At 45.5% G+C, this 17,261-nt stretch carries 17 protein-coding genes and 1 pseudogene; 4 read left to right on the top strand and 14 right to left on the bottom strand.

The window, feature by feature from the left end; all coding sequences use genetic code 11:
- Positions 1–17 precede the first annotated feature (17 nt).
- Together B5P39_RS25180 and B5P39_RS13860 are read right to left on the bottom strand one after the other, a co-directional pair.
- Positions 18–302 (bottom strand): annotated as a pseudogene (locus B5P39_RS25180) (putative quinol monooxygenase).
- Positions 299–1,321, bottom strand: a complete 1,023-nt coding sequence (locus B5P39_RS13860; protein WP_088211917.1) for a zinc-binding alcohol dehydrogenase family protein — start codon at positions 1,319–1,321, stop codon at positions 299–301. Before B5P39_RS13860 ends, B5P39_RS25180 begins: the two are co-directional and overlap by 4 nt.
- A gap of 119 nt (positions 1,322–1,440) precedes the next feature.
- On the opposite strand from B5P39_RS13860, the gene B5P39_RS13855 reads away from it, so the two are divergent.
- Positions 1,441–2,364, top strand: a complete 924-nt coding sequence (locus B5P39_RS13855) for a LysR family transcriptional regulator (RefSeq protein ID WP_088211916.1) — start codon at positions 1,441–1,443, stop codon at positions 2,362–2,364.
- Between the two features lie 185 nt (positions 2,365–2,549).
- Here B5P39_RS13855 and rho read toward each other — a convergent pair whose 3' ends face one another.
- Both rho and trxA read right to left on the bottom strand, forming a co-directional pair.
- On the bottom strand, positions 2,550–3,815 hold the full coding sequence (gene rho / locus B5P39_RS13850) for a transcription termination factor Rho (protein ID WP_011621213.1): 1,266 nt from the start codon (positions 3,813–3,815) through the stop codon (positions 2,550–2,552).
- 211 nt (positions 3,816–4,026) lie between these two features.
- Positions 4,027–4,353 carry a thioredoxin TrxA gene (gene trxA, locus B5P39_RS13845; protein WP_011070766.1) on the bottom strand — a complete coding sequence of 109 codons (327 nt, stop codon included), beginning with the start codon at positions 4,351–4,353 and terminating at the stop codon, positions 4,027–4,029.
- Between the two features lie 152 nt (positions 4,354–4,505).
- On the opposite strand from trxA, the gene rhlB reads away from it, so the two are divergent.
- Both rhlB and B5P39_RS13835 read left to right on the top strand, forming a co-directional pair.
- Complete coding sequence (gene rhlB, locus B5P39_RS13840; RefSeq protein ID WP_086903875.1) at positions 4,506–5,825, top strand: ATP-dependent RNA helicase RhlB; 1,320 nt, start codon at positions 4,506–4,508, stop codon at positions 5,823–5,825.
- The gene (locus B5P39_RS13835; RefSeq protein ID WP_088211915.1) at positions 5,826–6,752 is read left to right on the top strand and encodes a Ppx/GppA phosphatase family protein; all 927 of its coding nucleotides are present in this window, start codon (positions 5,826–5,828) and stop codon (positions 6,750–6,752) included.
- Positions 6,753–6,826: 74 nt separating this feature from the next.
- On the opposite strand, the gene B5P39_RS13830 is transcribed toward B5P39_RS13835, so the two are convergent.
- The 10 genes from B5P39_RS13830 to nadC form a co-directional block, all read right to left on the bottom strand.
- A complete protein-coding gene (locus B5P39_RS13830; RefSeq protein ID WP_088211914.1) occupies positions 6,827–7,363 on the bottom strand; it encodes a thioredoxin family protein in 537 nt (178 codons plus the stop codon).
- A 147-nt stretch (positions 7,364–7,510) separates the two neighbouring features.
- On the bottom strand, positions 7,511–7,909 hold the full coding sequence (mutT, locus tag B5P39_RS13825) for an 8-oxo-dGTP diphosphatase MutT (RefSeq protein ID WP_088211913.1): 399 nt from the start codon (positions 7,907–7,909) through the stop codon (positions 7,511–7,513).
- A 34-nt stretch (positions 7,910–7,943) separates the two neighbouring features.
- Positions 7,944–8,153, bottom strand: coding sequence for a DNA gyrase inhibitor YacG (gene yacG, locus B5P39_RS13820; RefSeq protein ID WP_011621218.1), 210 nt, complete (start codon positions 8,151–8,153; stop codon positions 7,944–7,946).
- Positions 8,154–8,275: 122 nt separating this feature from the next.
- Positions 8,276–9,010, bottom strand: coding sequence for a cell division protein ZapD (gene zapD, locus B5P39_RS13815; protein WP_086903878.1), 735 nt, complete (start codon positions 9,008–9,010; stop codon positions 8,276–8,278).
- Positions 9,003–9,620, bottom strand: a complete 618-nt coding sequence (coaE, locus tag B5P39_RS13810; protein ID WP_088211912.1) for a dephospho-CoA kinase — start codon at positions 9,618–9,620, stop codon at positions 9,003–9,005. Before coaE ends, zapD begins: the two co-directional genes overlap by 8 nt.
- Positions 9,621–9,713: 93 nt before the next feature.
- A complete protein-coding gene (locus B5P39_RS13805; RefSeq protein WP_088211950.1) occupies positions 9,714–10,640 on the bottom strand; it encodes a prepilin peptidase in 927 nt (308 codons plus the stop codon).
- A gap of 64 nt (positions 10,641–10,704) precedes the next feature.
- On the bottom strand, positions 10,705–11,976 hold the full coding sequence (locus tag B5P39_RS13800) for a type II secretion system F family protein (RefSeq protein ID WP_088211911.1): 1,272 nt from the start codon (positions 11,974–11,976) through the stop codon (positions 10,705–10,707).
- 122 nt (positions 11,977–12,098) lie between these two features.
- Positions 12,099–13,808: a type IV-A pilus assembly ATPase PilB gene (gene pilB, locus B5P39_RS13795; RefSeq protein ID WP_088211910.1), complete on the bottom strand. Its 1,710-nt coding sequence runs from the start codon at positions 13,806–13,808 to the stop codon at positions 12,099–12,101.
- A 73-nt stretch (positions 13,809–13,881) separates the two neighbouring features.
- Positions 13,882–14,307 (bottom strand): pilin, encoded by a 426-nt coding sequence (locus B5P39_RS13790; RefSeq protein ID WP_088211909.1) that lies wholly within the window; start codon positions 14,305–14,307, stop codon positions 13,882–13,884.
- Positions 14,308–15,566: 1,259 nt separating this feature from the next.
- Positions 15,567–16,448, bottom strand: a complete 882-nt coding sequence (nadC, locus tag B5P39_RS13785) for a carboxylating nicotinate-nucleotide diphosphorylase (protein WP_088211949.1) — start codon at positions 16,446–16,448, stop codon at positions 15,567–15,569.
- Between the two features lie 250 nt (positions 16,449–16,698).
- Here nadC and ampD point away from each other — a divergent pair, with 250 nt between their 5' ends.
- A complete protein-coding gene (ampD, locus tag B5P39_RS13780) occupies positions 16,699–17,238 on the top strand; it encodes a 1,6-anhydro-N-acetylmuramyl-L-alanine amidase AmpD (protein WP_088211908.1) in 540 nt (179 codons plus the stop codon).
- The last annotated feature ends 23 nt before the right edge of the window (positions 17,239–17,261 follow it).

Genomic DNA, 17,261 nt, shown 5'->3' with positions numbered 1-17,261 from the left:
CGCTTTACTTTTGGTCGTTAACAGACATAGGTTTTATGAATATCGACCCGCTTAACGAGTTCTTCTGAGGCGGTTACAAAAGCACTAAAATGTGGACTTGCCATATGTGCCTCCAGGGCTGCTTGAGATTGCCACACTTCATACATCCAAAACTGATTAGCATCATCTAAGGCATTGTGAAGCGTATATTCAATGCAGCCAGCCTATGTGTGGGTGTCCCTCACTAACTGTTTGAGCAAGTTAAACAGCGAATCTGTTTGGCCAGGATGCGCTTGGATTTGCGCAAAAACCGTCACTTTCATTGGCTAAATCCTTCCAACACAATTTTACCTATGGCCTTACCCGACTCAATTTGTGCATGCGCTTTAAGCAAGTTTTGTGCATTGATAGTGCCGTAATGCTCACCAAAAGTACTTTGCACTGTGCCTGCATCAATCAGCTCGGCGATACGGTTGAGCAGATGGTGCTGGGCAATCATATCTTCAGTTTGATACAGGCTGCGGGTAAACATAAGTTCCCAATGTAGCGACAGGCTTTTACGTTTAAGCTTCATCACATCCAGTGGACCGACTGGATCATCAATTAGCGCCAGTTTTCCTTGGGGTCTAAGCACTTTTACGATTTCGTCAAAGTGCTTATCGGTTTGGGTTAGGCTAATCACATGGGTAACGTCGGCAATACCCAACTGCGTTAGCTCCTCCGAGAGCGGCTTGTTGTGATTTATGACCGCATCGGCACCCAAGTTTTTAACCCAAGTTGCGGATTCAGGCCGTGATGCAGTGCCAATCACCTCGGCGCCAGTTAGCTTGACCGCAAGTTGAGTGATGATAGAACCTACGCCGCCAGCGGCACCGATAATCAGAATACGTGCATCCGTGGCTGAGCCGTCCTGCGGTAGACCTAAACGGTCAAACAGCAATTCCCAAGCCGTGATACTGGTTAAGGGGAGCGCTGCTGCTTGTGCATTGCTTAGGGTTTGAGGTTTACGGCCCACGATACGCTCATCGACTAACTGATATTCGGCATAGCTGCCGCTGCGGCTAATATCGCCGGCGTACCAGACCTCATCACCTACTTTAAACAGGCTCACCTTGTCCCCCACGGCTTTAACGACTCCGACCGCGTCCCAGCCGAGGATTTTATATTCCCCTGCGGTTGCAGAGCTGGATGCGCGGATTTTGGTATCAACAGGGTTAATGGATATGGCTTTCACCTCGACCAACAGGTCAAAACCCTGTGGTGTGGGTTCGGCTAGTGTAATGTTTTTTAATGCATTTGGAGCGTCGATTGCCCCTGCGGCTTGATAACCTATGGCTCTCATATTTATTCCTCACTGGCGACTCGTGTCTGTCACTTGTCATTGAATGCCATTGTGTGAAATATTAATTCCTAGATAAACGGGGTAAAGTTTGTAATTTTTTCAAAGGAAATTTGATAATCATGCTGCTGAATGATCTCGCATTATTTGTTCGCGTTGCCGATTGTGGCAGCATTTCTGCGGCGGCAGCCGAGATGGAGCTCTCGGCAGCATCGGCGAGTGCTGCGATTAAACGCCTTGAAAAACAACTTGATACTAGTTTGTTTGTGCGTACGACTCGAAGTCTGAGATTAACCGCTCAAGGTGAGCGCTATCTTATTCATTGCCGGCGCGCTTTGAGTGATCTCGCCCTCGGAGAGCAAGCGATCGCCAGTGATAAAGGTAAAGTCTCTGGCACGTTGAGCCTGTCGGTTTCATCTGACTTTGGGCGTAACTTATTCGTCCCTTGGCTCGATGACTTCCTCCTTGATTTTCCGCAGCTGCAGGTACGGCTGCATTTGGGCGATAACATCAGCAGCTTTTACCACGACAAAATTGATGTGGCGGTACGTTACGGTAAGCCGCAGGATTCTAATCAGGTCGCCTTCCCGATTTGTACTGCGGACAGAGTGTTATGTGCCTCGCCTGAATATCTTGCCAAATTTGGCAAACCCGAAACCTTAGAGCAGCTAACACAACATAATTGCTTGTTTTATAAATTAGATGAGAGAACTCACGACCAATGGCAATTTGAGCGTGATGGTCAGGAATATAAAATCCGCGTGACGGGCAATCGCAGCGCTAATGATGCGGAAATTGCGCGCCGTTGGGCGGTGGCTGGTAAGGGCTTAGTATTTAAATCGAGCTTAGATCTCGCTGAGGATATTATGGCAGGGCGCCTTGTGCCTTTGCTGCCTGAATATCGGGGGGAGCCGGTTAATTTATACTTAGTTTGTCCAGGGCGCGAGCATGTCACTCCCGTGGTGCTGTTGCTTCGTGAAATGCTCAGACAACAGACTCAAATCTTAAGCCGCGCCTTAGCGACATACCTTAAACCTGAAACGTAGTTTAAATAACCATCGAATGCGGTAATCTAGGAGAGCTCGCTCAGTCTTGGTGAGCTGACTGTATGTGCCATTCCTCGCGGAAGATGGTCCATCGTTTGCGATTCAATAGGGGGAAATACCTAACTCAGGCGCAATAAAAAAGCCGCATTAAGCGGCTTTTTTGGAAGATGAACCCTAAACCTAGATTAAGACTTAGCGCGTTTCATCGCGGTGAAGAATTCTTCGTTGGTCTTAGTCATCGCCAGTTTATCGATCAGGAATTCCATTGCGCTGACTTCATCCATTGGATTTAAGATCTTACGCAGGATCCACATCTTTTGCAGCTCATCAGGCGTGGTCAGTTTTTCTTCGCGACGAGTACCACTGCGGTTGAAGTCAATCGCAGGGAAGACGCGTTTTTCGGCGGCCTTGCGTGACAGATGCAATTCTTGGTTACCAGTACCTTTGAACTCTTCGTAAATTACTTCGTCCATTTTCGAGCCGGTATCAACCAGTGCGGTAGCAATAATGGTTAAGCTACCGCCGTTTTCGATGTTACGAGCCGCACCGAAGAAGCGCTTAGGACGGTGTAGGGCGTTTGCATCCACACCACCGGTTAACACTTTGCCCGATGATGGGATAACAGTGTTGTAGGCGCGAGCCAAACGGGTGATAGAGTCGAGTAGGATCACAACGTCTTTCTTGTGCTCAACTAAACGCTTGGCTTTTTCAATCACCATTTCTGCCACTTGCACGTGACGGCTGGCTGGTTCGTCGAAGGTTGATGCAATCACTTCGCCTTGAACGAGACGTTGCATCTCGGTCACTTCTTCAGGACGTTCATCGATCAGCAGTACCATCAACACGACTTCAGGGTTGTTGTAGGTGATTGACTGAGCAATGTTTTGCAGTAATAAGGTTTTACCCGCTTTTGGTGGCGCGACGATCAGACCACGTTGACCCTTACCGATAGGAGAGCATAAATCCAGAATACGGGCAGTGATGTCTTCGGTAGAGCCATTACCACGCTCCATACGCATACGTTCTTCTGCGTGGAGTGGAGTTAAGTTTTCAAAGAGGATTTTGTTGCGAGAGTTTTCAGGTTTATCGAAGTTAACTTCGTTAACTTTTAGCAGGGCAAAATAACGTTCACCTTCTTTTGGTGGGCGAATCTTGCCAAAAATGGTGTCGCCCGTTCGCATGTTAAAACGGCGAATTTGGCTTGGTGATACATAAATATCATCCGGGCCAGCTAAGTAAGATCCATCTGCACTACGTAAGAAACCGAATCCGTCTTGGAGGATTTCTAATACACCGCCACCGAAAATGTCTTCGCCGCTTTTGGCGTGGGCTTTAAGAATAGAGAAAATAATGTCCTGCTTGCGAGCGCGAGCCATATTTTCGAGTTTCATGTTTTCGGCTAGCGAGACTAGGTCGGATATCGGCGTGTCTTTTAATTCAGTTAAGTTCATGTTGGGGATCTTGTGTTACGCGACAAAGCTTACCGCAATCAATCAGTAAAGTTTGTGATTCAGGATAGTGATTGACGAGCGAGAAGTGGTTTAGTTAGAAAGAATCTGGTTATTAAAGTAGCACTAACAAAGCGGGGCGTCCAGAAATTTAGGGGTATTCCGGCACAATTAATTAAAGCTTGTGCCGGAGGTCACTCATAGCGACAACAAATTAGATTTGTGCGTCGATGAACTCTTTTAATTGAGTTTTAGACAGTGCGCCAACTTTAGTTGCCGCTAATTCACCGTTCTTGAATAACAGTAAAGTTGGGATACCACGAACGCCATATTTCGCTGGAGAAACGTTGTTTTGGTCAACGTTTAATTTAGCGATAGTCACACGACCTGCGTACTCTTCGGCAACGTCATCAAGGATTGGAGCGATCATTTTACATGGACCACACCATTCAGCCCAAAAGTCTACCAATACTGGTAAATCGGCCTTTAATACGTCGTTTTCGAAGCTGTCGTCGCTCAGGTATATAATTTTATCGCTCATGATGTTCTCCAGTTTGGTTGCCATTGCTGGTTTGTTAATGGCTTACCATGTATATTGGGGCTGAAAAATAGCTTTTCAAGTTACCTTTTTACAATGTGGCTATTTCAAACGATCGAGTATCTTATTGCAACCCCAAATGGTATGCTTGCGCTATGAGCCAAACACATTTATCTAATCAAAAATTTGCCGACCTTCCTCTACATCCAGAGGTTAAACAGGCACTTGCCGAAAACGGCTTTGAATTTTGTACGCCGATCCAGGCGTTATCATTACCCGTATTACTTCAATCAAAAGATATCGCCGGCCAAGCCCAAACGGGCACGGGTAAGACAATGGCGTTTTTGGTTGCCACATTTAACCATTTATTGTCGACACCAGTCCCTGAGAACCGTCAGCTAAATCAGCCGCGCGCCATCATTATGGCTCCTACCCGCGAGCTGGCGATTCAAATCGCCAAAGACGCAATTCTCCTCGCCAAACACAGCCACTTAAAAGTGGGCATTGTCTATGGCGGTGAAAGCTATGATGTGCAGCGCAAGACGCTCGACCAAGGTGTAGATATTCTGATTGGTACCACAGGTCGTATTATCGACTACGTGCGCCAAGGCATTATCAATCTCGGCGGCATTCAAGCGGTTGTGCTAGATGAAGCCGATCGCATGTTCGACCTCGGTTTTATCAAGGATATCCGTTTCCTATTCCGACGTATGCCCAGTGCCGATCAGCGTCTGAATATGCTGTTTTCGGCGACACTTTCGATGAAAGTGCAAGAACTCGCCTACGATCATATGAATGATCCTGTGAAAGTCGAAATCGCCCCCGAAGAAAAAACCTCCAAGAACATCAAAGAAGAAATTTTCTATCCTTCCCAAGAAGATAAAATGCGTTTGCTGCTGACGCTGATTGAAGAGGATTGGCCAGAGAAAGCCATTGTTTTTTCAAACACTAAACACAGCTGTGAAAACCTATGGTCTTGGCTTGAAGGGGATGGCCACCGTGTAGGTTTGCTGACAGGTGATGTGCCGCAGAAGAAGCGTATTCGCATTCTCGAGCAATTCACTCAAGGCCAATTGGATATTCTGGTCGCGACCGACGTTGCGGCGCGCGGACTGCATATCTCCGATGTTTCCCACGTCTACAATTATGATTTACCTGATGATTGTGAAGATTACGTCCACCGTATTGGTCGTACTGGGCGTGCGGGTAACAAAGGTGTATCGGTCAGTTTTGCCTGTGAAGAATACGCTCTGAATTTGCCTGCGATTGAAACCTACATCAATCACTCTATTCCTGTGAGTAATTATGACCGTGATGCCTTGCTGGAAGATATTCCGCCTCCGGTCAAAATTCATCGCAAGCACCCTGCGGGAGCACGTAATTTACGCGAACGCTCAGGTGCAGGGCGACCACAAGGTGCCCATCGTAGTGGTGGACGTCCACCTCGCCATGACAGGACGCGTAGACAGCCTTAAATGCCAACACCCGCTTATGCCGCCATTACTTTAGGCTCTAATAGCTTTAATATGCTGATCGCTAAGACAAAAGGCGGTCAGCCACAGATTATTGCTAAATACAAACGTAAAGTAAGGTTAGCCGAAGGCATTGGCGAAGATGGTCATTTAACCGCAGAAGTGATGCAGCGTGGCCTAGATTGTCTAGCGATGTTTGCCCAGATGTTAGCGCTGCATAAAATCCATCCTAATCATGTCGCTGTGATTGCAACAGCAACATTGCGCTGTATCCATAATGCCGATGAGTTTAATCAGAAGGCGATTCCGCTCTTGGGTCATCCTATTGAGATTATCTCAGGCATGCGTGAGGCCGAGCTGATTTATCAAGGCATGGTGGCGACCACTTGCGGCCAAGGTCGACGTTTAGTGATCGATATTGGCGGCGCGAGTACCGAGTTTATTATTGGTGATGGTCACCAAGTTCAGTTTAAGACTAGTTTACCCATGGGCAGCGTGACCTTTAACCGTCGCTTCTTTAACAATGCACCGTTGCAAGAGCTCGATTTCGACGATGCCAAGCAGGAAGTGTTGGAAGTCTTAGGTGAGCATAGGCAAAGGTTAAAAGACTTAGGATGGCACTGTGTGGTGGGGGCTTCTGGTGCGGTGCAATCTGTGGTCGAAGTCTTAATGCACCGTAAGCAGTCTGAAATCATCACCTTAGCTGTGTTGAATCAGCTTAAAGCGGAAATCCTTGCCGAAGAACATGCCAGCCTTATGGGGATTATCGGCCTAAGTGCCGAACGCGCACCGACATTTGCCGCTGGTGTGGCGATCTTATTCGCGCTCTTTGAGTTCTTGGGGATTGAGCAGTTGTCACTATCTGGCGGTGCACTGCGTGAGGGCGTGTTAGTGATGCTGGCACAGCGAATTTTAGAAGAAGCGATTTAACCTCTGCTCCATTTTAAAAAGATAAAGGCCGCCAAGTGTAGACTTAGCGGCCTTTATTATTTAGCGACTCGAGGTTACTTTAAAATCTCGGCTAAATCTTTTTCGAGTGAGACGGTTGGACGTTCAACGATGCGGCCAATTTCTTTACCCTGTTGTAGCACGATAAAGGTGGGAATACGTTTGAAGTCGTATTTTGCCGCCAGTCCTTCGGGATCTTGCTTGCTGCGATCAACCCCAATATAAGTCACTTTGATATTGGGGTTAGCCACTTCTTCCATAATGCGAATAAAGCGTGGGGTTTCGCGATGGCAGTCTGGACACCAAGTGCCGATGATGACCACGATTTCGGTTGGCTCAGCGATGTTCTTAAGAGGGGCTAAGGCTGCGGTATCCACCTGATAGCTCTTGTAGCCCTCAGCAAACTCATTGAGATCTTTTACTAAATGTTGCGCTTCAACTACACCGGTTAAAATCACTTCTTGTTTCTCCTCGCTGCAGGTAGCAATCAAGCCCTGTTGTTGCTCTTCAAAGCCACAGCCGCCATTTGCTAGTACTTGGCAACTAAAAAATAACGCGGTCGTGGCGAGTAATGCTTTAACGTTATTGTGCATGATATGCCCTCGAAATCGAAGAAGAATAATGAGTTTGCATTCAAACACTAATTTGCGCTTTCTAAAAGTTGCGGATGAATTTGCTGCAACCCAGATCACGTAACGCTAATGTAAAACCTAAATCTTGCCTGCAAAATAGCGGTTTTGTTACTCGGTTTGGGCTAATAATTTACTAAGGATCGGTTTATTGGCTTCTGGGAAGTCGTAATGGCTTAGCTCATGTTTATTGACCCAAGCAATCTGTTGCCCTTCAAGCCCTTGCGCCTCTCCCGTAAATTCACTCACAGTGTGAATATCGAGTAACACTTGTTTATCGGGATAATCGTAGCTTAGCGCCATAAAAGGCTCGCTTGCGCTGACGATTAGCGCGACTTCCTCTTTTAGCTCACGAATTAAGGCTTGGGTGACGGTTTCGCCCTGTTCGACTTTGCCTCCAGGAAATTCCCACTTACCGCCTTGATGTAAATGCTCGGGGCGCTTAGCGAGTAGGATTTGTCCGTTAGGGTTGAGGATAATGCCGACGGCAACATGAATGCGTTTTGTCATAAAATTCTGCTTATAAAGGGCTGATTATTGAGTATTACTCTTTGAAAAAGCTTTCTTCGTCGTAACCGAGTTCATCTAATGCGTCGAGGTCAAACTCAGATTTGACTGGAATAGCATGTTTTTCGGAGGCCCAATCGCCGAGGTCAATCATCTTGCAGCGCTCGCTACAAAAAGGTTTGAATTCCGATTGTGGAACCCATTCTACTGGGGTTTTACAAATTGGACAGTTGACGGTTAACGGCATAATAGACTTCTCCTTAGCAGTCGACTGAAATAACAAGGGAATCGCTGAGAATCAAAAGTATGCCAGTAGGCAAATTTTGGCTTTAACTCGGCAGCAGCTTAGAGGTCGTTAGTGTAAAGGCTTCAGGCACAGGTCGCTAGTAGGAATTCGATGCTGCGGTCGGAGTGGCGCTGTTGGTCGAATTGGACAAAGTGGATGGCGTAGCGATTGCGATGACCACTGATGGTGGGGTAGCAGCCGTGGGCGGCATCGACTTTGACGCGCACTAATGAGAGCGCTTGAGCACTATCACCTTGGTAAAAACCGGCATGGGCGGTGGCGTTATCGAAATGGGCGGTACTACGAGTTAACTGAAGCAAAAGCGTGATGGGAGTGAGAAGGGGATCAAAATGGCTGATCCAAGCTTGGTAATCTTGCTGTCTTTCTTCCCAAGGTTTGGCGAGCCAAAAATGCAGTTGGGGAAGGTCGAAGTTGCAGCAGGCGCCTGGCATACCAAAACGCTGTCGCAGAGCCGATAAAAAACGGTCTTGTTTGAGCTGGCTGCCGCAGCGCTCGGGACGTTGTAGTGGCTCCCTGGCTTGCATTAATGCTTGAATGTAAAACTCAATCTGTTCGCTATCGACATGGTCGAGCTCTTGCCATTTACTCAGTTGCAGCAGATTGCGCTCGATATCTTTAAGGACTTCATTGCGATAGTCGCAACGCTCCGATAATTCACACAGGGAGAAAAGAGGGTAGAAACATCTATGCTGGTGGTCGTGATTTAGGTTATTACTGAGCTGTTTATTGAGATATTCGAGCCGCAAGTAGCTACGGATTTTCTCATTTAAAGGCTGTTCATAAACTAAGTCAGTCATGGGCGTCGTGATTACCGGATAATTGTAAATAGCGCTGGTGCAATGCTTGCACCTCTTGTTTTAGTGTTGATATCTCTCCCTGATTATCAATAATGTCGTCGGCTCTGGCGAGTTTTTCACTGCGACTACATTGGCTATTAATGATGTTATTTACCTGAGTGGCGTCCACATTGTCCCGTTTTACGGTACGACTGATTTGCAACTCCGGCGAAATATCCACCACTAAAGTCCGATTGACTAACCTATCTAACCCGTTCTCAAATAGCAAGGGGACAACCATAATTACATAGTCAGAGGTCGCATTTTCGACTTGAGAAAGCATTTCTTGGCGGATCAGAGGGTGGAGTAACTGATTCAACCATTGGCGCGCTTGTTCATCGCTAAATACTCGTTGTCGTAGCTTTGCTCGGTCAAGCTCACCAGCCTCGGTTACTATTTCAGTGCCGAAGTGAGCGATAATGGCTTCGAGCCCCTTTGAGCCTTTTGCGACCACCTCGCGAGCGACTATATCGGCATCGACTAAATCGACACCTTCTTCGGCAAATAAGTTGGCAACGGTAGTTTTTCCGCTACCAATGCCACCCGTTAGACCTACAACAAATTTGGACATAAGATTCCCATCAAGATAAGGCTCTGAATCGATTTGAACTATATCTGCACAAAATTGAATGCTAAACACTGAAGAAAGGTACAGACAGTGTTTTTATAGCGTACTTAGATACCAATCGACTATAGGTTGTCCCCATATCAGGGCTATCCAACCTGCTGCGGCAATATAGGGCCCAAAGGGGATTGGATTAGCAAGCTGATTACGTTTGAGTACGATGAGCGTGATGCCGACAAGGGCGCCGACTAAAGAGGACAGTAATATGACTAGGGGGAGCATTTGCCAACCTAGCCATGCACCAAATACGGCGAGCAGTTTAAAGTCGCCATAACCCATACCTTCTTTACCTGTGAGTAGCTTAAACAGCCAAAATACCGACCAGAGACTCAAATAGCCCGCTGCAGCACCTATAACGGCATCGGTTGGAGTAGTAAAGGTATGGTTGAGGTTAATGAGTAATCCTAGCCATAGGAGTGGAAGGGTCATCTGATCTGGCAGTAGCATCTCATCCAGATCGATACCCGTTAATGCAATCAATACAAAGGTTAATACTGCAGCAAACACAAATTGCCAGCTAGGACCAAAATGCCAAGCGAGTGTTGCAACTAATAATCCTGTTACTAACTCAACAATCGGATAGCGTGAGGAGATCGATGTATTGCAGGCGGCGCATTTTCCTCTGAGCATTAACCAGCCCACAATCGGCAAATTATGCCAAGGCTTGATTGCGGTCTTACATTTAGGACAGGCGGAACCTGGTACCACTAGATTGTATTTATCAGGGTAAGTATCTATCGGCTTATTGAGCTTTTCTATGCCAATCTGCTTTACAACATCAGCATGATATTCCTGTAGATATTGATTGCACTCCTGTTGCCATTCGCGCTTCATCATTACCGGAAAGCGGTGAATGACGACATTTAAGAAGCTGCCAATAGTGGCGGCAAACACAAAACTTAACGTAATAAACAGCCAAGGACTCTGAGCAAGAGAGTGGCCTAAAAGGGATATAAAGTCAGTCATCATTGTTACTTGTTATTATTAAAAGTAAAGTTTCAATATTGGGAAACATTGGTTCTACAATGGCTTAACCACTTACAACTTTACCCATTTGGAAGATTGGTAAATACATAGCGACAATGAGGCCGCCGACAACTGTGCCAATAACTACCATCATAATGGGCTCGATAAGGCTTGATAAGCCATCAACCGCATCATCGACCTGCATCTCATAAATATGCGCCACTTTGTTTAACATATTATCGAGTGAACCTGACTCTTCACCAATCATTACCATTTGGATCAACATATCGGGGAAAAGCCCTGTGGTACGCATGGCGACATTCATTTGCATCCCTGCCATCACCTCTTGACGGATTTTCAAAATGGCTTTTCTGTATACAGCGTTTCCTGAAGCTCCAGCCGCAGATTCTAAACCATCGATTAACGGAACCCCTGCGGCAAAAGTTGTGGCCAAGGTTCGAGCAAAACGCGCCATAGCACCTTTATGCAAAATAGGTCCAATGGCAGGAATTTTTAATATGGCTTCATCCACTCGATCTCGAACCATTTGTGAATTTCTATGGGCGCGAACAAATAAAAATACTCCAGCTACGATAGCTCCCAAAAAAATATACCAAGAGGATTGTAAGCCTCTGGATATATGAAGAACCAACTGAGTAAAAGCGGGTAATTCCGCGCCAAATCCTTTAAAAATCTCTTCAAACTGCGGTACAACAAAGAGTAACAATAGCGTCGTGACTAAAACTGCAACAACAACAACTGCAGCTGGATAAAACATGGCTTTTTTTATCTTAGATTTCAATGCTTCAGACTTTTCACGGTAAGTAGCTATACGATCGAATACTACATCCAAAGAGCCTGAGTGCTCACCCGCAGCCACTAAGTCAACATAGAGATCATCGAAATAGCGCCTATGGGGGCGAAGTGAATCTGAGAGAGGGATACCTGATTGGATTTCAGAAAGAATGGAGCCGAGTAACTCACGCATTTTTGCTTTTTCATGACCGCGACCGAGTAACTCGATAGTCGTAACTAAGGGGACGCCCGCAGCAAGCATTGTCGCAATTTGCCGTGTAATCATGGCAATATCCATTGGACTAATTTTTGCGTCACCTAGCTTAAATAGGGCTGCTGATTGCTTGCGGACTGTTTTAGGATTTACACCTTGGGATTTGAGTTGGCTACGGATTTCCGCGACAGAAGCACCCCTTAGCTCACCGCTCGTTTTTTGGCCATCACGGTTTATGCCCTTCCATTCGAAAGTGTATATTTTGGGTTGGCTTTTTTGCTCGCTCTTTTTGGCACGAGGCTTTTTTACAGTAGTTGCCGTAGCCATAGATAATCCCTGTTAGGCGTGATTAATTAAAGCTTTATTGGTACTAGGTTAGTACAAAAAATGGAACCAAAGCGACTAAATATAAACTATCGAGCAGTTTATGCGTCATAGATGAGTAGATTTTAAAAGCTCGTCACCCTATTGACTTCCGCAATGCTAGTTACCCCTTGAAGTACTTTTAGAAGGCCTGATTGCCGCAGGTCTCGCATGCCTTGAGCCTTAGCTTGATCTGCTATCTGTAATGAATTGCCCCCTTCCATAATAGTGCGAGCAATTTCATCGGACATTTTCATCACTTCGTAAATACCGACCCGTCCTTTGTAGCCGCCAGAACAATGTTCACAACCTACAGGCTTGTAGGTGGTAAACCCTTGAGCGATTTGCTCATCGGTAAAGCCTAAACGTTGTAACTCATGTTCGGGGATCTGTTCGGGTTGTTTGCATTCGGTGCAAAGTCGCCGTGCAAGTCGCTGAGCAATAATAAGATTCACAGAACTAGCGATGTTATAACCGGGTACACCCATATTAATTAAACGGGTTAAGGTTTCAGCGGCCGAGTTTGTGTGTAGTGTGGATAATACTAAGTGGCCAGTTTGGGCGGCTTTAATGGCAATTTCTGCGGTCTCAAGATCGCGGATCTCACCCACCATGACTACATCGGGGTCTTGACGCAAAAATGAGCGTAGAGCTGAGGCAAAAGTTAAACCCGCTTTTAAATTAATATGAACTTGGTTGACCCCTTCAAGGTTTATTTCAACCGGGTCTTCGGCGGTAGATATATTGCGCTCGGCAGTATTGAGAATATTTAAGCCTGTATAAAGCGAAACCGTTTTACCCGAACCTGTTGGGCCTGTGACTAAGATCATCCCTTGGGGTTTAGCCAGCATCTCAAGATAGAGTTTTTCTTGATCGGGTTCATATCCTAATTTTTCAATACCTAGCTGTGCGGAAGAGGAATCTAAGATCCGCATTACAATTTTTTCGCCCCAAAGGGTCGGTAGTGTACTTACCCGAAAGTCGATTGATTTAGTGCGGGAAAGCTTCATCTTAATCCGACCATCCTGAGGGACGCGGCGCTCGGCAATATCGAGTTTCGACATAACCTTCAAACGAGCAGATAGACGCCCAGCTAAGCTAATTGGCGGTTCGGAGACTTCATGCAAAATACCGTCGATACGAAAACGAATGCGATAACGTTTTTCATAGGGCTCAAAGTGAAGGTCTGATGCCCCTTTACGAATGGCGTCTGTAAGAATCTTATTGATATAGATGACGATTGGCGCATCATCACTGGCTTCGCCAGCGTTTTCATCTTGGCGCTTGTCGGTATCAGTAATCTCGATACCAGCGAGCGCCGCCTCATCCATACCACTTAAATCAAGCCCGGTAATATCTTCTTCTAATATCTTTTCAAGGGCCTTGGCTAGCTTATCTTCTTCCACCAAAATCGCTTCTGCATGCAGGCCAGCACTAAATTGGAACTCTTCGAGGGCGGCAATATTGGTTGGATCTGAGGTGGCTATATAGAGGCGATTACCGCGTTTAAAGAGCGGTAAGCAGCGATGTTTTTCTATGAGTTTTTTATTCGTAAACTCTTCGGGAATGGCACTAATATCAAATTCAGCTAAATCCAGTAGCGGAGTGCCATACTCTTCATAACAAAGCTCAGCAATAGAGCGTGCAGAAATCAGCTTAGTCTGCACTAAGGTCGTGACTAAGGTTTGTTTGTTTTGTCGGGATTTTGTGATGGCACTCGCCATCTGCTCTTCATTTAACAGCCCTTTACGGATAAATAGGGTAGATAAACCTAAATGTAAGCCTGTAGTGGGCATTAGATAAACTCAATCAAAAAAGAAGGTTGATACGGTGCTAAAACCATATCAACCACAAATCGATGTTTAGAGGCTATAAACCTGCACCCTCTTGACATTGAGCTGCTGTCGCTTTTCCTGAAGCATTAGCAGATGCAGTATATGTTAAGCTACCATCTCCTGAGATTGCAGCTGTGACAATACACGTACCATCATCGTAAGCTAGTGAAACGCCTGTTGCTTCGGCAACAGTACCTGGTGTAGGTGTAATCTTAGTGTCAGCAGTTAGCTCTGCGTTTAAACTTGTGCAACCGACATTTGTTTGTATGCATGCTTGAGTCTTTGAAATATAGCCAGAAAGTCCTTTCATTGCAGCACCTCCGTGGGAGGTTGCAACATACTCACGATAAGCAGGTAATGCTACAGCAGCCAAAATACCGATAATGGCAACTACAATCATTAACTCGATCAAGGTGAAACCCTGAGCTTGCTTGTTTAAACCTTTATTCATTGCTTTCATTTCTTTCTCCAGCTTACGCAGTATTAATTAACAAGTTAACTTGTAGTCACCCGATGATAAGTAAAAATGTTTATTTTACAATCACTTTTACTTATCTGTTTTACTTTTAAGCTTTAGTCGCAGCGGACATTGCTTACAACCGTTAAGCCTATACTATATTGGCTGATAAATCGATTCAAACTGTAACAATTTACCAACATACCATCTTGTATAGGTCATCGTCTGTTGTGTCGTCAAACATTTTGCATCTTTCAACGTGCTCTTTAATGTGGCCTCAGTGCTATTGAGGCCTCAAGCCGCATCAAATTACATTGGTTGCGCATATCAGGGGAAATTGCCCAAAACAATCTCACCTGTTACAGACGCTATACCTAACTCGCTATACTTAACTCTTTTGGCAAGAAGCTATGTGTAATGAATAAGCACCTCACATATCCCTTGCGCCAATCCTTTGCTGTCTTTCTGTATCCCTTCATACAGTGAGTGAGATACAAAAATTCCATGTCTTTAGTGTGTCTAGCATGCAGCTATTTCCACTTCAGTAAAAGTTAGTACAAAGTTAAAAAAAAGGGAACTGCTTTTTGGTGAAAAACACTAATAAAATGATTATTTTGTCTAAAAAGTTGACATTAAAACGTATTGCGTTCTAACAAAAAATTGACAGTGATACAAATGTTGGCGTTATTTAACTTTGTGTCAAAACTGTGACGTGATTTTAGTGATAATTGAGTTGGGTGAAATTTGAAGATAGACGCATTAGTTCGTAATACTCTCCAATCATCAAAAAGGCATTTTGATGGTACTAATGGCTTTAAATCAATTGCTTAAATTTTTATTTTGTTGTGTCTGCGCCCAGTTTTTGAAAAGTCTAAGACTAACACTTTGTCTTTATTGTTTATAATTTAGCGTAATATCGAAGCTATTTTAGTCAGTATTTATGAATTAATAGCGAAAGCGGCTAGCTCGTTATCCACAGTGAGCAATTTATCATTACAAATGCCGGCATTTTTTGTGTTTAAAAATGAGTGAAACGGAACAGTTATAGCAATATGCCATTTTATATATTGAGAAAAAACGATAAATGCGAGAGGGCTGTGAACAAAATTTGGAAAGAGCAGCTAAAAAACGCAGGCAAAGCTGGTAGATAAAAGCGGCTTCGTGTTAAGCCGCTTTTGGTTGGATGACTCAAAGTTGAATATAAAGTTGAATATCTAGTGGATCAAAGGGCTTTTGATAGCCCAAGCTTGGCTCTAATAAGACTATGACTTGAGTCTGAGTGAGAGGTCGAGGGCGCGAACGTGCTTTGTGAGTGCGCCGACGGAGATATAGTCAACCCCGGTTTTGGCAAATTCAGCTAAGGTATCTAAGGTGACATTGCCTGAGACTTCCAGCTTGGCGCCGCTACCTTTCGCTTTGTATTGATTATTCAGCTCAACAGCTTCAACCATCATGGTGATGTCAAAGTTATCTAGCATAATGATGTCTGTGCCTGAATCTAGCGCTAATGCGAGCTCTTCTAAGGATTCGACTTCAACTTCTACGGGTTTATTTGGGTGCAAGCTGCGCGCAGCATCCACCGCTTGGCGAATGCCACCGCAGGCCATTATGTGGTTTTCTTTAATTAAGAAGGCATCAAACAAACCAATTCGATGGTTTTTACCACCGCCACAGGTGACTGCGTATTTTTGAGCCGTGCGTAGCCCTGGGATGGTTTTGCGAGTATCGAGTAAGCGTGTGTGAGTGCCCGCTAACTTATCCACATAATGTTTTGTCAGCGTCGCCACTCCTGACAAGGTCTGTATAAAGTTCATCGCAGTACGCTCGCCCGTAAGGATAGTGCGGGCAGGGCCTGATAGTTCACATAACACTTGGTTTGGTAGCACCAGATCGCCATCATCAACATGCCAGTGCAGTGCGACTTCGCCACCTAATTGATTGAAGACTTGTTCGGCCCAAGCTTTTCCACAAAAAACACCTTCTTCGCGGGTAATTAAGGTCGCTTCGGCATATTTATCAGCAGGAATAAGTTGGGCGGTAATATCGCCGTAGGCAATGGCTTTGCTGTGCTCGTTGATCTCAGTTCCACCAAGGTCTTCATTGAGTGCGGTTTTTACGGCGTGGCGAATATCGTTCTCTAGCATGATTGGGTCCTTGCATTCTTGCATGCCATAGGAGGCGTGCTTGAAATTGCTTGCTTGCATTTAGGGCTAAGATTACCACCTAGTGCGGGTGATAAAAAGTCACAGGGAGTGTGCCGATTGTGATTATCCTGCTAACTGATGATGGTTTGGGACGTGGCGGGTTATTTCACCTTTGTCATTGAATTGCATATATTCAGTCACTTAATGCTGTTAGAGTAGTGGCATTATGCCTGTAATATAGGAAGAGCTTATGCGCTTTGATGCCGGATGGTTTTCCTCGGCTCGACGCTGTGAGTCACCGCATTTTAACCGTCGCCCATTTGGGGAAATTAGCCTGTTGGTGATCCATAATATCAGCCTGCCAGCGGGATGCTTTGGACTTCCCTATATTGATCAATTATTTCAAGGGTGTTTAGATACTGAGGCCGATGAAAGTTTCGCCGATTTAGCGGGGCTACAAGTGTCAGCACATTTTTTAATTCGCCGCGATGGTGAATGTGTGCAGTATGTCAGTTGCGAAGATAGAGCTTGGCACGCAGGCGTATCTCGTTATGGCGAAAGGGAAAATTGTAATGATTTCTCTATCGGTATCGAGCTTGAAGGCACAGATACTGAGCCCTATACTGCGGCCCAATATCAGCAGCTCACAGAGTTGACTCGGGCCTTATTAGCGCAGTATCCCGCATTAACAGCACAGCGGATTGTGGGGCATAGTGACATTGCACCGATGCGCAAGACGGATCCAGGCCCAAGCTTCGACTGGGAAAGGTATTTAACCGCGTTAGGCTAGAAGCAAAGAGGAGTAAGCGAAGG

The sequence above is a fragment of the Shewanella sp. Shew256 genome (assembly GCF_002196695.1).
GTDB classification, from domain to species: domain Bacteria; phylum Pseudomonadota; class Gammaproteobacteria; order Enterobacterales; family Shewanellaceae; genus Shewanella; species Shewanella mangrovisoli.
This window is presented reverse-complemented; position numbering and strand designations above follow the sequence as displayed.

Coding starts and splice junctions, on each gene's coding strand:
- yacG (WP_011621218.1), bottom strand. CDS start 8,153: ATGCCGTTAACCGTCAACTGTCCAATTTGTAAAACCCCAGTAGAATGG.
- B5P39_RS13805 (WP_088211950.1), bottom strand. CDS start 10,640: ATGACTGACTTTATATCCCTTTTAGGCCACTCTCTTGCTCAGAGTCCT.
- rho (WP_011621213.1), bottom strand. CDS start 3,815: ATGAACTTAACTGAATTAAAAGACACGCCGATATCCGACCTAGTCTCG.
- B5P39_RS13800 (WP_088211911.1), bottom strand. CDS start 11,976: ATGGCTACGGCAACTACTGTAAAAAAGCCTCGTGCCAAAAAGAGCGAG.
- B5P39_RS13835 (WP_088211915.1), top strand. CDS start 5,826: ATGCCAACACCCGCTTATGCCGCCATTACTTTAGGCTCTAATAGCTTT.
- trxA (WP_011070766.1), bottom strand. CDS start 4,353: ATGAGCGATAAAATTATATACCTGAGCGACGACAGCTTCGAAAACGAC.
- B5P39_RS13855 (WP_088211916.1), top strand. CDS start 1,441: ATGCTGCTGAATGATCTCGCATTATTTGTTCGCGTTGCCGATTGTGGC.
- rhlB (WP_086903875.1), top strand. CDS start 4,506: ATGAGCCAAACACATTTATCTAATCAAAAATTTGCCGACCTTCCTCTA.
- nadC (WP_088211949.1), bottom strand. CDS start 16,448: ATGCTAGAGAACGATATTCGCCACGCCGTAAAAACCGCACTCAATGAA.
- B5P39_RS13830 (WP_088211914.1), bottom strand. CDS start 7,363: ATGCACAATAACGTTAAAGCATTACTCGCCACGACCGCGTTATTTTTT.
- B5P39_RS13790 (WP_088211909.1), bottom strand. CDS start 14,307: ATGAAAGCAATGAATAAAGGTTTAAACAAGCAAGCTCAGGGTTTCACC.
- zapD (WP_086903878.1), bottom strand. CDS start 9,010: ATGACTGACTTAGTTTATGAACAGCCTTTAAATGAGAAAATCCGTAGC.
- B5P39_RS13860 (WP_088211917.1), bottom strand. CDS start 1,321: ATGAGAGCCATAGGTTATCAAGCCGCAGGGGCAATCGACGCTCCAAAT.
- coaE (WP_088211912.1), bottom strand. CDS start 9,620: ATGTCCAAATTTGTTGTAGGTCTAACGGGTGGCATTGGTAGCGGAAAA.
- ampD (WP_088211908.1), top strand. CDS start 16,699: ATGCGCTTTGATGCCGGATGGTTTTCCTCGGCTCGACGCTGTGAGTCA.
- pilB (WP_088211910.1), bottom strand. CDS start 13,808: ATGCCCACTACAGGCTTACATTTAGGTTTATCTACCCTATTTATCCGT.
- mutT (WP_088211913.1), bottom strand. CDS start 7,909: ATGACAAAACGCATTCATGTTGCCGTCGGCATTATCCTCAACCCTAAC.